The following is a 13827-nucleotide window of genomic DNA, read 5'->3' as shown; positions in this document are numbered from 1 at the left end:
TCGGAACGGTCACTCCTTGAGTCGATGAAGGGATTCCCAGAAGATTCCATCGACCGCGATTTCGTCGGCAACGGCAACGATTTTGGCCTCGATCGTCTTTGGAGCAACCCCTGATCGGCCGCTGTGAGCGAGAACGATGTGTTGAATCTCGGTCGAGAACCCTATTTCGTTCAGGAGGTGGATACTGTAGTGGGGATGGGGGAGCAGCTCATGGTGTGCCGTCAGTTCGCGATCCTCGATTTCGTACAGTTTGCTGATATCGTGAAGGAGAGCACCCGCGACGACGGCGTCCCTGTCGATAGAGAGACCGCTCCGACGCCGCGTCAGCGTATCGGTTATCGCGATCGCACAGGCCGTTACGTCGCGGATATGTTGAATCTGGTTCTCCGCACCGACAACGTTCTCGTGTGGCGGCCACCACGGAACCTCGGTTATATCGTCGAAGTTACCGTCGGCCACGGCGCTGTCCCAGGCTTCGAGTACCATCTTTCGCAACCGGTCGCGTTCGATCTCGTCGACTTCCGGGAACACGTCCGCTATCGCGGGACTGGAAGACATACCGTCTCCTAGGCGAGACTCGTATATAATCGCTCGGCAGCCGCCAGTCACTTCGATAGGTACCGGCTCGAGACCGATAAGCCATCGAGCGGCGGTAGAGAAGTCGCCGACCATCCGTCATCGCTGATCGCATGATGGTATGTGATCGGTGTGCTGTGAATCGGTGCGGCCGTCCTATCGATCGAATGCGATCCAGGTGGCCGATCCGCCTTCGCTCACCGCTCCGAGATCCGCTCGAGACGGTCGCCGAGGACCTGTTGTGCCGACGAGAGGTCGCCGCCCATCCGGACGATCTGGGCACCGTCTCGGATCTCTTCGGACGCGTCGGCCGGATCGTTAGCGATACAGCCGTACGGAAGGTCGGCATCTCGGCAGGTTTCTTTGATTGTTTCGACCTGTTCCGTGACCGCGGGATTGTTCCGGTCCGTCGCGTACCCCATCTGGACGGACAGGTCCGAGGGCCCGATGAAGACGAACCCAAGATCGGGAATCTCGACGATTTCGTCTAACTCGTCGACGGCGGTCGTCTTTTCGATCATCACGCCGAGACAGACTTCCTCGTCCTCAGTTCGGACGTAGTTCTCCGCGTTCCCCCAGGTACTGGCACGCGAACTCGCTTTCCCGCGCTCTCCCGGCCCGCCGTCGTACTCGAACCGCGTCGCTTTGACCGCTTTCCGGACCTCCGCGGCCGTATCTACTCGCGGAACGAGCAGGTTCCGAACGCCCGCATCGAGTACTTTCCGAATGAGCGATGGGTCACCGGACGGAATCCGGACGAAGAGATCGGTGCCGCTCACTTCGGCCGCTCGAGACAGGTTTTCGAACAGCGTGCTATCGTACGGGCTCGGCCCGCCGTGCTCGAAATCGAGCCAGACGAAATCGAGACCGAGGTCGCCGTATACTTCGACCGTCGTCGGCGAGAACGTTGCCGCTCGGGCTCCGAGTACGAAACCGCCGTTTTCGATCGTCACACGGAACGTGTTGGACTGATCCATGGGTGTAGATCTCGTCTCTCACGCACCCCGATATAGGTTTTGAATTACACGGCGTATTCCGGCGAATTACGGCTCGAGAGGAGGATATACGGCGCTTAATGACATCGCAGCAGCTGGCAAAAAACGAAGCTGACCGGTCGCTGATCGATGCAGTCAGTCGAGCGTTATTCGTCGTCGGAAACGACCTGGAACCGCCGTCCGTCGGGATCGCGGAAGTTCGTGATCGTCCGGCCGGTCTTGTCGACGTAGTACGGATCGGACACCTGATCGACGTCTGCGTCCTTGAGTTCCTCGGTGACGTCTTCGATCTCGTCGACCGAAAACGCGATGTGATTGATACCGGGCGTTTCTTCGCCTTCGACGGTGTGGATTTCGAAGATCGGACCGTCACCGTCTGCAGGGCCGAGTTCGTAAGACGTGCCGTGATGGTCCGTCTTGCGAAGGTGTTCGTATCCGAGCTTTTCGAGGAACGCCGCCATTTCGTCTGCGTCGCTCGCTTCGATTTCGATGTGATCGATTTCGCTAAGCACGGATATCGGTTCACAAAGGTAGATCAAATATCTTTTGTCTCCTTGATAACAAATAGTGGCGGAAAGGCCGATGAGAGCGTCGATGTCCGTTGAAGAAATAAAAACTGGGAGCGACGCAGTACCACATGGAAGTACGTGCTAACGTCTCCGTATTCCGATCGAAACGGAGTGTTTCGGCAACGAACGAACGTGGTATCCGGTCGGCGTCGAACCGGAGCGCGGACTGGTCGTGTTCGACGTGGGCGGCCCCGGCGACGAAGACCGGATTTTACTCGGACAGTGTACTTCCGTCGCTGGGCGCGAGATACCGATCAGCGGGCGCTGTACCGTCGCGCAGCGACAGCACGTTCGTTACCAGTCGGTCGATCGTTTCCTGGCGACTTTCCATCGTCATCGATGCGACGTGTGGTGTGAGGACGACGTTGTCCATCTCGAGGAGCGGCGAGTCGGGATCGAGCGGTTCCGTCTGGTGGACGTCCATCCCGGCACCCGCGATCGTCCCGTCAGCGAGCGCATCTATGAGCGGCGCTTCGGCCACGATCGGGCCGCGGGCGGCGTTCACGAGGAGGGCCGACGACTGCATTCGCTCGAGTTCCGCCCGTCCGATGAGGCCCCGGGTCTCCTCGGTGTGTTCGGCAGTAACACAGACGACATCGCTGCGTTCGAGTAACTCCTCGAGCGAGACGTTCGTACCGCCGACCAGTTCGGCATCGATTTCGGGAACGTAGGGATCGGACAACAGGAGGTCGACGTTGAACCCGTTGAGAATCGAGCCGACCCGTTTGCCGACGTTCCCGAAGCCGATGATGCCGACGGTCGATCCCAGGAGTCGGTTCCCCAGCGGCATATCGTCGCGCCACTGCCCGTTCTCGATGAGACGACGGGCCTGAGTGAGACGTCGTGCGGTCGCGAGCGCCAGCATAACGGTGTGTTCGGCGACGGATTGGGCGTTCATGCCGGGTGTGTAGGTGACTTCGATGCCACGCTCGCGCGCGACGTCGACGGCGACGCTGTCCAGCCCGGTTCCAAGCTTGGCGATGATCTCGAGATCGTCCAGCGCTGCGACAACGCGAGGGGAGAGGGGGACCCGCGAGGTGACGAAGACGATGGTCGCGTCCTCGAGCGTGGCGATGGCTTCGTCTTCGGTGCTTTCGATTCCGACGGAAACGTCCCAGTCGTCGGGGAGCTGTTCGACGAGGCGGTCGGTCGGCGTGATATCTTGATCGATGACTGCTCGAATCATGTGTAATGGGTTTCGTCAGAGTATGTCAGTGTCGGTTCGTAGAAACTGTTTCGAAAGCGCGACGGTCAGTCGCGCCAGCGGAAACGTAGTTTCCATGGCTTCCACATGGCGTTTTCGATCGTGGGGACGACGACAAGACACGGAACGAGACCGGGTATGTCTCTCGATTTCGAACCCGTCTTCGATAGTCGCGACTTCTGTGACCGAACGGGAATCCATATCAACTGATCGGTGCGATCGCCACGAACCGTACAGGAGATTCCGATCGTACCGAGAGGTATCACTCGAGAGCGATTCTGTGGAGACACACTCGCGCGTGTATCCAACCTACTCTTAAGATAGCTCGGCAGAGAGTGATCGGTATGGATCTACAGATCGATGGGAACGCAGCACTGATCACTGCATCGAGCAGCGGACTGGGCAAGGCATCGGCCAAAGCACTCGCACGGGAAGGCGTTGACGTCGTCATCAACGGACGGAACGAAGAACGACTCGCCGATGCGGCGGAGGAGATCAGAGCGGTCGCAACCAGTGAAGTCGTTTCGCAGCCCGGAGATCTGACGAACGCGGCTGATATCGAGAACCTGGTCGAGCGAACCGTCTCTGAGTTCGGTCGCCTCGACCATCTCGTGACGAGTGCCGGGGGGCCACCGAGAGTAGGGCCGCTGGACGCGACCGAGGAGGACTGGTACGACGCGTTCGATCTGCTCGTACTGAGCGTCGTGCGTTCGGTTCAGGCGGCGGAACCACATCTCGCAGCGGACGGCGGCGGAACGATCACCAACATCACATCACGCTCCGTAAAGCAGGCGAACGCGGGAAACGTCCTCTCGAGTTCGGTTCGAATGGGAGTCGTCGGATTCGAGAAAACGCTCTCGGCGGAGCTCGCACCCGAGATTCGGGCGAACGCCGTGCTTCCGGGTTCACACGAGACGCCCCGAGTGATGGGATCACTGGAACAGGCGGTCGAGGACGGATCGTACGATAGCATGGACGCGGCCCTCGAGGACAAAACCCGACCGATTCCGGCCGACCGACTGGGCGATCCCATGGAGACTGGTGATCTGGTTGCATACCTCTCGTCCCCGCGCTCCGATTTCATCACCGGGCAGGCCATCGTCGTCGACGGTGGGTCCATGGATTCGACCTTCTAACGATCGTCCCGATCGGAATAATCGGACGTACCGTGGCAGATCCGGAGCTGAAGTCATCGATACGTGATCTCGTCGTGAACTGCTCGCTGTCGCACCTCGAGTCGTGAATACAGTTGGAGACCGGTGGTCAACACTGGGAAGTCAGTTTCGAGATCGTTGTAGAGATACCGTTGAACGAACGATATGTCGAATTTCGATGGGAATCGATCCTCGGAATGGATGTCGCGTTGCCGAGTACGGAGCAACCGGGCGCATTTCCCCTTCCACTGATCGACTCGTCTCTCGTACTCGAAGAGTTCAGTGAGTGTGAAATCGGCCACAGTCGGTTCGTCTTCGAGAGCGCCTGTGATCTCCTGGAGTTGGTCCTGTGCATACTCGAGCGATTCGCGCTCGGTAGTGACCGCTTCCACCAGCCGTTCACGGCGAATACCGGCTCTCGTGGCCTGTTGTAGTACTACCTGCTTTACCGGCGGCGAGAACTGATCACCGTGAACGACGGCAGCTGCGACGTCTTCCGACAGTTCAGTGGCTATATTTTCGTACAGCTGTTCGCCGTATATCTGATCGAAGTGATTCAGGTCCATGACGCGACGGCGGTAGGCGGCACGGACGCTGTGCAGTTCGTCTTCGGTTACGTTTGCTCGCGTGATACCGACCGGCGTGTGACTCTGGCGACCGCCAGCCGAGACGGGGATCGATTCGACATCGGCTACGAATCGGTGAAACGCGTCGCGTTCCTGAGTCAACTGCTCTCGTTCACGCTCGACAGCTGCTTTCGCCGCAGGGATGTGACCGCTTGCGATGAGCGTGCCAAGTTCGAGGTGAGGGAGTCCGGAATTCAGGCTTGCTATCGGCGATTGGCCGTCCACCAGCAAGACGAAACAGACGGCGAAGAGAGTCATCGTGATGAGACCGAAGCCGGTTGCAGTACGCGTCGTATCGCGTGCGGTTCGCGGACGAGCGGTTCCGCCACGTGAGGCAATCACGGTATACATTCACTAGGTTATCGTTCAATGGTATTCACCATCATACTTTTGTAGGCGAGATTACAGTATGCGTCGACGGTCGACTTCCGCTCGAGTACGCGTCACTGAATCCGTCGGTAAGACAGCTACTGCGGCCGGGCTCTCGTAGGTAGATCAGGCAACGCAGCGGATCAGTCGCTCGAGTCCGCGTCTGGCAGGTTCGGTTGCCACCAGTCGGTCCGATCGAGCGCGACGACCAGGCCTGCTGCGAGGGCCATTCCGATAAACGCAAACGAGGCCAGAACGGCGAAGAACACTGCCGTCGAAAACCCACCCAAGACGAATCCGCCGATGGCAATACTCGCCGCACCGAAACCGAACTCGCCGAGGTAGGTGTAGCCATAGGAGAGTCCGCGGGTATCGGCGGGCGTGTGGACCGCGACGGCCTCCTGGTAGAACGGCTGGATCGCGAACAGGAAGAAGCCGAGTACGGCACAGAGGACGATGATCGGGACCAGTCCCATCGACGTGACGGGGACGAATACCAGTGCCAGTACACAGAGGACAGCGAAGATTGCGATCAGTCCGCGCTCGACCGGAATTCGGTCGGTGAGTTTGCCGCCGGCGTACTGGCCGGCCATTCCGACCACGAGGAGACCGACGTAGATGTAATCACCCGGCTCGATTCCCTCGAGACCGGCCGAGAGCGTCAGGTCGTCCATGGCCGGCAGCCCGTGGAGGATCTCGGGCAGGTAGGTGAGCATCCCTCGGTAGAACAGTCCCTCGAACGTGACGATGACGAAAACGGCGGCGAACGCGCTCGTAAACAGTATTCGCGAGTTCGACAGGAACTCAGAAAGGGAAAGCGGCTCGGAGCCGTCTGCGTCGGTGTCGTCTTCGGCCGCGGCAGCGGCAGCAGTCGGGTCGAAATCGGCCCGGAGCCCATAGACGGCGGCGGCGAGTCCCGGAATCGCGAGAAGCGCCGCGACGAGTTGCCACTGACCGACGATGATCAGTAACGTCGCTGCAGCGAACGGCCCGAGGGCGATACCGGCGTTGCCGGCGATTCCGTGCCAGGCAAAGACGGTTCCCCGCTCCTCGACGCCGGTGCTGATGAGCGCGAGCCCAGCGGGATGGTAGACGCTCGCAGCGACTCCCCAGCAGATCAGCCCGATCGCGATCATGTAGATCGATGTCGCGAGTGCAAGCACGAGGAACGATGCGCTCATCCCAACGAGACACAGGAAGATAAGTCGTTTCGGCCCGAATCGGTCGGCCAGAACGCCACCCGGGAGCGCGCCGATCCCGAACGGTGCGTACCCTAGCGCGATGATGATACCGAGCACTGCGACCGAGACGTCGAACTCCGCGAGCCAGACGACGAGGAAGATCGGAATCGACGTCTCGAACCAGTGGACCAGCGAGTGACCCGCCATCGTGAAGCCGGCGATCGCGCGGTCGTTTTTGTTGACAGCCATGACCATTGAAGTGGGTTTCGTATCGAAAACCTATCTGGTAGTTACTTAGGGATTGTGGAAGCCGCCGAATTATTCGGACTCGGCGTCGGGTTCCAGCCGTGAGCGGGACGATATCGAGGCCGTCGACGAGGGAGCAAGGCGGCGCGATCCGCATTGGGTACTATAGTAGCCACTGAAACGATTCACACACTGATCGGACAGCTGTCGTTCGATCAGGCGTGCAATGACTTTCAGTGCCTACTATAACTCGAGGGATCACCGAAACGCAGCCGGGATCGCGTCTTCGGTGACACCTTCGCGACGGGCCAGCTCGACGAGCGACTCGGCGTCAGCGGACGAAAACGGAACCCCGTCATCTCGACACCGAACGGTCGCGGTGTGCTCGGCTTCGCCCGGGAGCAACGTCTCGTCGCCGTTCGCTGCGGCACCGGGTGAGAGGTCGGCAGAGAAGTCCGTCGAACGAACGTAGTCGGCGATCGCAGCGGCTCGATCGGCGATCCGTTCCCGAGCGGTAAACGCCTCGAGGTCGACGACGAAAAATGTCGCGTGGTTCCCCCAGATGACGTCGGACATTCCCGAAACAGTGCCGTCCGCGACGTTCGCGGTCAACAACTCGGACATTACACTGAGATTGAATCCCTTGTACCCCGCCGTTCGCCCGCCGAGCGGGAAGATCGCTCCCTCGCCGGAGGCCTCGAAAGTTGCCGGATCGGTCATCGACTCGCCGGAGTCGGCGACCAGCCACTCGTCGGGAACCGACTCTCCGCTGGCGGCCCGCTCCTTGATCTTGCCGTGGGCGACCTGTGCCGTCGAGAGGTCGGCGACGAGCGGGAATTCAAGCGCCCCGAACGTCGGAATCCCGATGGCGATCGGATTCGTCGAAAACCGGCGCTGCGCGCTCCCGGGCGGCGCTACCCACGCGCTGCCGGGATTGCTGACGAACCCGACGAACGCCATCCCCGCCTCGCAGGCGCGCTCGGCGAACTCGCCGACGCGACCGATGTGGGAGACGCGCTTCAGGCTCGCGAGGCCGATACCGTACTCGTCGGCGCGGTCGATCGCCGTATCGACGGCCAGTTTGCCGGCGAGCTGGCCGTACGCCAGTTCTCCGTCGACGAGCGCCCACGGCTCGCCCTCCCGCTCGATGCGCGGCACTGCGGTCGGCTCGATTTTTCCCTCCGTTATCTCGCCGGCGTACTTCGAGACGAGTTGTCGGACGCCGTGTGAGCTGTGCCCGCGGAGGTCGGCCGTTACGAGCGAGTCGGCAACGTCGGGTGCCAGCGACTCGGGCGTATCGAGTGCGACGAGCAGTGCTTCGGTAAACGATTCGAGTGCTGGGCGCTGTACTCGAGGCATACACTATCCTTGCGAGACCCTTTCAAATAGGTATCGCTCGAGGAAGTTCTCGGCCGGCAGCGGACTGGTGGAACCAGCTGACAGCGGATTACCCCTCGATATCGGCCAACACGCGATCGGTGAGGAAGTCGCCGAACGGGAGCGACGACGTGAGACCGGGCGAGACCAGATTGAGCACGTGTAGCGAGTCGGGACCGCGCTCGACCACCGGATCGGTTACCAACTCGCCGCGGTCACTGACTACCTGCGCTCGGATTCCGGCGTAACTGCGTCGGAAGTCGGCTTCGCGAACGCCGGGGATCAGCCGCTGGGACGCGGTGACGAATTCGGATTTCCGGTAAGACTTGTTGAGTTCGTTCCACGCGACCTCGAGCATCTGCGGGTCGGCGATGAGCTTCTGGAATCCCTTATATCGGAGCGTATCGACGAACTCCCCGAGATCGAACTGCGTGTTTCGATACGCTTCGCGTCCGAACGCGAGGACGGCGTTCGGGCCGACGATGACTTTGTCGTCGGTGCGTCGCGTGTAGTGAACGCCGAGGAACGGCAGGTCGGGGTCGGGCGTCGGATACACCATCGTTTCGCAGAAGTGGCGCTTCTCCGGCACCAGCTCGTAGTACTCGCCGCGAAACGGGACCACCTGGTACTCCGTTCCCACGCCCAGCTGATGGGCGATCCGGTCGGCATACAGGCCGGCGGCGTTCACGAGGTATCGCGCGGTGACGGTCCCGTTACTCGTCTCGATAGCGTGGCCCGATTCGGTCGGTCGAACCCGTTCGACGCGATGGCCCATATAGAAGTCGACGCCGAGGCGCTCGATTTCGGTCGCGAGCGCGTACAGATACTTTTGCGAGTCGATCGACGCCGCTTCGGGACAGTAGAGCGCGGCGATGCCGTCGGCGTGGGGCTCGCGTTCCGCCAACTCGTCGGGGCCGATGATCTCGGCATCGACGCCGTTTTGCTCGGCTTGGGCCTCGAGGTCGTCGAGACGCGCCGCTTCGGTCTCGTCCTGTGCGACGACGACGACGCCGAACTCCTCGAGCGGAATCTCCTTCTCGCGGGCGTAGGCCTTGAGCCGGGCCGTCCCTTCGGTAGCGAATCGAGCCTTCAGGGAACCGGGTTCGTAGTTGAATCCTGGGTGCAAAACGCCGGAGTTACGGCCGCTCTGGTGTTGTGCGAGGTGGTGTTCCTTTTCGAGGATGCAGATATCCAGGTCCGATCGTTCGGCGAGGTGTTTGGCCGCCGAGCAACCGACACAGCCGCCGCCGACGATGGCAACGTCGTAGGGCATAGACGTGAGTTCAGACAGAGAGATAAATAGATTGTCCATTCGAACGCGCCGAGAGGCCGTCGCAGGAGAGTCCGGATACCGACGGTTCCGTCCTATCGCTCCCCGTCGATCATCGCCGCGAGCCGTTCGGCGACGGCGAACTCCCGATCGACGTCGACCGATCGCGGGGCCGGTTCGATGACTTCTCGAACCAGCGACGCCGTTTCGGCGGCGGATCCCCACGAGAGGGTAACGCCGGCACCGCCGTGGCCGTAGTTGTGAACGACCGGGCGTCCGTCGATCCGCTCGCGCTCGAGCCGAACGCCGTCGCCGTCGGGGTCGCGTACCGGCCGATAGCCGTACCGACCCGTGAGGTCTGCGTCACGCAGGTCCACGCCGGCATACGCCTCGAGGAGTTCCGCGTTCGTCTCCACGATTCGCGCAGGGACGGTGACGCCGTCGATCGTACGAGTCGCCACCTCGAGTTCGCCCTCCCACCGATCGGTCGGTTCAACATCGGCGACGATGCGACTGCCACCCAGGACGAGCGTGTCCATGCGGGGATAGGCGTACACCTCACCGGCGAGGTCGCCGCCGATCGCGTCCTCGTCGGGGAAGTACTTGTACGAGAACAGGGTCCCCGACGCGTCCCGGACAGGGGGGAGCCCGTCGGCGGTTACCTGATGACCGACCTCCGCGCGGAACGGCCGCGGATCGTCGAACAACTCGGTCGCCCGGAGTCCGGTGCAGTTCACGAGAACGTCTTCGGGACGGTCGAGAAACTCCGTCCGTGTGAGTGACCGGTTCGTAATCGTCCCGCCGATTGCACGATACAGCGCGTAACACCGGCGCATATAGACCGGCATCTCGGCGAAATAGGCGTCGAATCGCCAGCCGAAGACGGTATCGGCAGCCGGTCGGCGGGGGGACGCCTCGAGGTCGGAGACACGATCGAATCCGTCGACGGCAGGCGCGTACTCCGGATCAGGACGATCCGTCTCGGACAGGACGAAGTGGGGTTGGCGGCGAACGCCCATCGAACCGGCGTCGGCGAGGAGGCGAAAGACGTCCTGTGACGCCGCAAAGACGCGCGGAAGGTCCCGCATCGTGACCGACGCAGGCTGTACCGACGCTGCGGCATACGGCGTCGCGAAGGCAGGCTCGGGCTCAGTTTCGAACGGGATGCGATCCGTGTACGCCGTCGTGTTGTAACCGCTCAACTCGAGATAAATCGCCGTCGAGATGCCGATAACGCCACCGCCCAGGATCGCAACGGACGGAGAACGGCCGTCGGACTCGTCTGTGGTCATAGGTACCGTTGCTGGAAGGGACACATAATCACTTCGGTCACGAGGGGAAATCGGGTCGCGCCTCGTCGACCGCTACTCCGTCCCGTCGTCGAGCAGCGCGGTCCGGAAGCGGTGTTTGAGGAAGGAGTGAGCGTAGTCCGGGTCTGGATACTCCTCGAGTTCGGTCGTGATCAGCCGGCAGTTGACGAGCGCGGGACCGGGATGATCCATCGCGGCCTCGTAGGCGGCTTCCAGTTCCTCGAGCGACTCGACGTCGTAGCCGGCGAGTCCGCAGTCCTCGGCTACGTCGGCCAGATCGGTCTCGTCGGCCAGCGACGGCTGGCCGCCGGTCGTCGCGAACTCACTGTTGTCCATAACGACGATTACGAGATTCGATGGATCCTGCCTCGACACGGTTGTGAGCGACCCGAGCGACATCAGCAGGGAGCCGTCGCCGTCGAGAACCGTCACCTGTTCGTCCCGGCTGAGTGCGAGGCCGAGTCCGACCGACGTCGTCGTTCCCATCGCACCTTTCATGTAGTAGTTCCGGTCGCGGTCGTCGACCGCGGAAAGGGTCCAGGACGAGACGCCGAGATTCGAGACGATCACGCCGTCGTCGGGTATCGTTTCAGTGATGACTTCCGTGCAATCGTACTGCGTCGGGTACTCGGTCTCGGCTCGGTCACTCATGCGTCTGCCTCCGTGAGCGTCCGCTCGAGAAGCATCACGAACGGCTCCTCCATCGAGAACGCCGAGCGAGCACCCATCTCGATTCGGCGTTCGACGTCGACGCCGTCCTCGAGACAGTGGTTACGGATGCCGATCGTATCCAGCAGTTCCGGTAACGGATGCTCTGCGGGGCGATGGGCGAGGTTGTGATCCCCGAGTCCGCCGCGGTGCGTGACGATTCCGAGGAACGGAATGCGCGTCGGTTTGCTCAGTGAACCCAGGGCATTGAACGTGTTCACGAGTCCGCTCGATTGACAGATCAGTGCACCTCGTCGGCCGCCGAGCCACGCCCCCGAGAGGATCCCGATGGCTTCCTCTTCCCGTGCGATCGGGACGGCGTCGAAGTAGTCGTCCGTTTCGACGCGTTCGATCAGGTCTGATAGCGCCGTATCCGGAAGATAGGCGACCAGATCGACGTTAGCCTCTTTGAGGGATGAGATGGCTTGCGCTTCCCAGTCCATACGGAAACGATGTAAATTCTGCTATTTATATGTTTGTACATGTGCGACACGGAGAGAGGCCCCCTGAAACGCGTACGCTAACTGGCCGCAAAACCGCACTCTATTGCCACACACACAGGGAAACAATGAAGTGAACGTAGTAGAAGGGATACGCAATGTCGACAAGTGATGCCAACCGTCTGTACATCGACGGCGAGTTCGTCGAGCCGTCGTCCAACGAATGGTTCGGAAGTACCGATCCGTACACGGACGAAGAGTGGATCGAAATTCCGCGCGGGCTAGCTGCTGACGTCGACCGCGCCGTCAGCGCTGCGCACGAGGCCGTTTTCAACAGCGAGTGGGCGGAACTGACGCAGACCGAACGCGGCGAATATCTGACCGAACTGGCCGACGTACTCGAGGAACGCGGGGAACGCCACGCCGAAATGGAGGTGCGAGACAACGGGAAGCCGATCCGGGAGATGAGCAGCCAACACGAGGCGATTCCGGATTGGTACCGGTACTACGCCGGTCTCGCGGACAAGATTCACGGCGAAACGATCCCCGTACACAAGCCCGACAAACACGTCTACACCGAGAAAGAGCCGGTCGGCGTCGTCGGCGCGATCACACCGTGGAACTCGCCGACGATGCTGGCGACATGGAAACTCGCGCCGGCGCTCGCGGCCGGTAATGCCGTCGTCCTCAAGCCCGACGAGAAGACATCTGCGTCGGCGCTGGCGCTTGCCGAAGCGATCGACGAAGCCGGCTTCCCTGACGGCGTCGTCAACGTCGTTACTGGGTTCGGCGACGAGGCCGGCGAAGCGCTCGTTTCACACGACCTCGTTGACAAAATCAGCTTTACAGGCGGCTCGGACACCGGCTCGTACATCGCGAGTCAGGCCGGGAAGACCTTCAAACAGACCTCGATGGAACTCGGCGGCAAGAGTCCGAACATCGTCTTCCCCGATGCCAATCTCGAGAACGCGATCAACGGCGCGCTCGCCGGCATCTTCTCCGCGGCTGGCCAATCGTGTTCCGCGGGATCACGACTACTCCTCCACGAGGACATCCACGACGAGTTCGTCGCGGAACTCGCGACGCGAGCCGAGGAGATCGAGCTCGGCGATCCATCGGATCCGAACACGGAGATGGGGCCGCTGGCGTCCGACGAACAGTTCGAGACCGTCGCGTCCTACGTCGATATCGCCAAAGCGGCGGGATCGACGCTCGTGACGGGCGGCGAACCGGTGACCATCGACGGCTGTGACCGGTTCTTCCAGCCGACGATATTCACCGACGTCGACAACGACGATCGCCTCGCCCAGGAGGAGGTCTTCGGTCCGGTGCTCGCCGTCATCGAGTTCGGCTCCGAATCCGAAGCCATCGACCTCGCAAACGATGTCGACTTCGGCCTCGCAGGCGGCGTCTGGACCGAAGACATCCGTCGAGCGCATCGGGTGAGTTCGGCCATCCGCGCCGGGCGGATCTGGGTCAACAACTACGGCAACTCGAGCTTTACTGCCCCGCAGGGCGGATACAAGGAAAGCGGCTGGGGGCGTGAAAACGGCGTAGACGGGATCGAAGAATACCTCGAAACGAAGACCGTCTGGGTCGAACTCGACGAAGAGACGGACGACAAGTTCGCGTAAGGGTCGATCGACTCTCGACCCGGTATTTTGCGTTTCGGTGAGGATTGGTCGCCAACTCGTCACGAGCGGCGAGTCTCGAGTCAGCGGGATGGGGTAACTGCACGTGTGAGACAAGAGCCAACGCTCGAGAAACGACTGTTCGGAATCGATAGGATAGCAGCCGTCCGG

Annotated in this window: 13 protein-coding genes; 2 read left to right on the top strand and 11 right to left on the bottom strand. The window is 61.4% G+C overall.

Going from position 1 to position 13827, the window contains the following annotated elements; all coding sequences use genetic code 11:
- Positions 1 to 9: 9 nt before the first annotated feature.
- From CP556_RS22890 to CP556_RS22875, 4 genes are all read right to left on the bottom strand, one after another.
- The gene (locus CP556_RS22890) at positions 10 to 558 is read right to left on the bottom strand and encodes an HD domain-containing protein (RefSeq protein WP_176548322.1); all 549 of its coding nucleotides are present in this window, start codon (positions 556 to 558) and stop codon (positions 10 to 12) included.
- 215 nt (positions 559 to 773) lie between these two features.
- Positions 774 to 1553: an HpcH/HpaI aldolase family protein gene (locus CP556_RS22885; RefSeq protein ID WP_098727913.1), complete on the bottom strand. Its 780-nt coding sequence runs from the start codon at positions 1551 to 1553 to the stop codon at positions 774 to 776.
- Between the two features lie 164 nt (positions 1554 to 1717).
- Positions 1718 to 2083, bottom strand: coding sequence for a VOC family protein (locus CP556_RS22880; RefSeq protein ID WP_098727912.1), 366 nt, complete (start codon positions 2081 to 2083; stop codon positions 1718 to 1720).
- Positions 2084 to 2351: 268 nt separating this feature from the next.
- Entirely contained in the window at positions 2352 to 3326 is a 975-nt protein-coding gene (locus tag CP556_RS22875) for a 2-hydroxyacid dehydrogenase (protein ID WP_098727911.1), read from the bottom strand.
- A 362-nt stretch (positions 3327 to 3688) separates the two neighbouring features.
- Here CP556_RS22875 and CP556_RS22870 point away from each other — a divergent pair, with 362 nt between their 5' ends.
- Positions 3689 to 4480, top strand: a complete 792-nt coding sequence (locus CP556_RS22870; RefSeq protein WP_098727910.1) for an SDR family oxidoreductase — start codon at positions 3689 to 3691, stop codon at positions 4478 to 4480.
- A 53-nt stretch (positions 4481 to 4533) separates the two neighbouring features.
- Here CP556_RS22870 and CP556_RS22865 read toward each other — a convergent pair whose 3' ends face one another.
- From CP556_RS22865 to CP556_RS22835, 7 genes are all read right to left on the bottom strand, one after another.
- Positions 4534 to 5382, bottom strand: a complete 849-nt coding sequence (locus CP556_RS22865; protein WP_255291574.1) for a DUF7260 family protein — start codon at positions 5380 to 5382, stop codon at positions 4534 to 4536.
- Positions 5383 to 5636: 254 nt separating this feature from the next.
- Entirely contained in the window at positions 5637 to 6923 is a 1287-nt protein-coding gene (locus CP556_RS22860) for an MFS transporter (protein WP_098728257.1), read from the bottom strand.
- Positions 6924 to 7178: 255 nt separating this feature from the next.
- On the bottom strand, positions 7179 to 8279 hold the full coding sequence (locus CP556_RS22855) for an Ldh family oxidoreductase (RefSeq protein WP_098727908.1): 1101 nt from the start codon (positions 8277 to 8279) through the stop codon (positions 7179 to 7181).
- A gap of 88 nt (positions 8280 to 8367) precedes the next feature.
- The gene (gene lhgO, locus CP556_RS22850; protein WP_098727907.1) at positions 8368 to 9570 is read right to left on the bottom strand and encodes an L-2-hydroxyglutarate oxidase; all 1203 of its coding nucleotides are present in this window, start codon (positions 9568 to 9570) and stop codon (positions 8368 to 8370) included.
- 92 nt (positions 9571 to 9662) lie between these two features.
- Positions 9663 to 10859: an FAD-dependent oxidoreductase gene (locus CP556_RS22845; RefSeq protein ID WP_098727906.1), complete on the bottom strand. Its 1197-nt coding sequence runs from the start codon at positions 10857 to 10859 to the stop codon at positions 9663 to 9665.
- Positions 10860 to 10931: 72 nt separating this feature from the next.
- Positions 10932 to 11528 carry a thiamine pyrophosphate-dependent enzyme gene (locus CP556_RS22840; protein ID WP_098727905.1) on the bottom strand — a complete coding sequence of 199 codons (597 nt, stop codon included), beginning with the start codon at positions 11526 to 11528 and terminating at the stop codon, positions 10932 to 10934.
- A complete protein-coding gene (locus tag CP556_RS22835) occupies positions 11525 to 12028 on the bottom strand; it encodes a hypothetical protein (RefSeq protein ID WP_098727904.1) in 504 nt (167 codons plus the stop codon). Before CP556_RS22835 ends, CP556_RS22840 begins: the two co-directional genes overlap by 4 nt.
- 155 nt (positions 12029 to 12183) lie before the next feature.
- On the opposite strand from CP556_RS22835, the gene CP556_RS22830 reads away from it, so the two are divergent.
- The gene (locus CP556_RS22830; protein ID WP_098727903.1) at positions 12184 to 13659 is read left to right on the top strand and encodes an aldehyde dehydrogenase; all 1476 of its coding nucleotides are present in this window, start codon (positions 12184 to 12186) and stop codon (positions 13657 to 13659) included.
- Positions 13660 to 13827 lie beyond the last annotated feature (168 nt).

It is taken from the genome of Natrinema sp. CBA1119, assembly GCF_002572525.1.
Lineage (GTDB): Archaea > Halobacteriota > Halobacteria > Halobacteriales > Natrialbaceae > Natrinema.
Note: the sequence above shows the minus strand (reverse complement) of the source record. Positions and strands in the feature narration are given on the sequence as shown.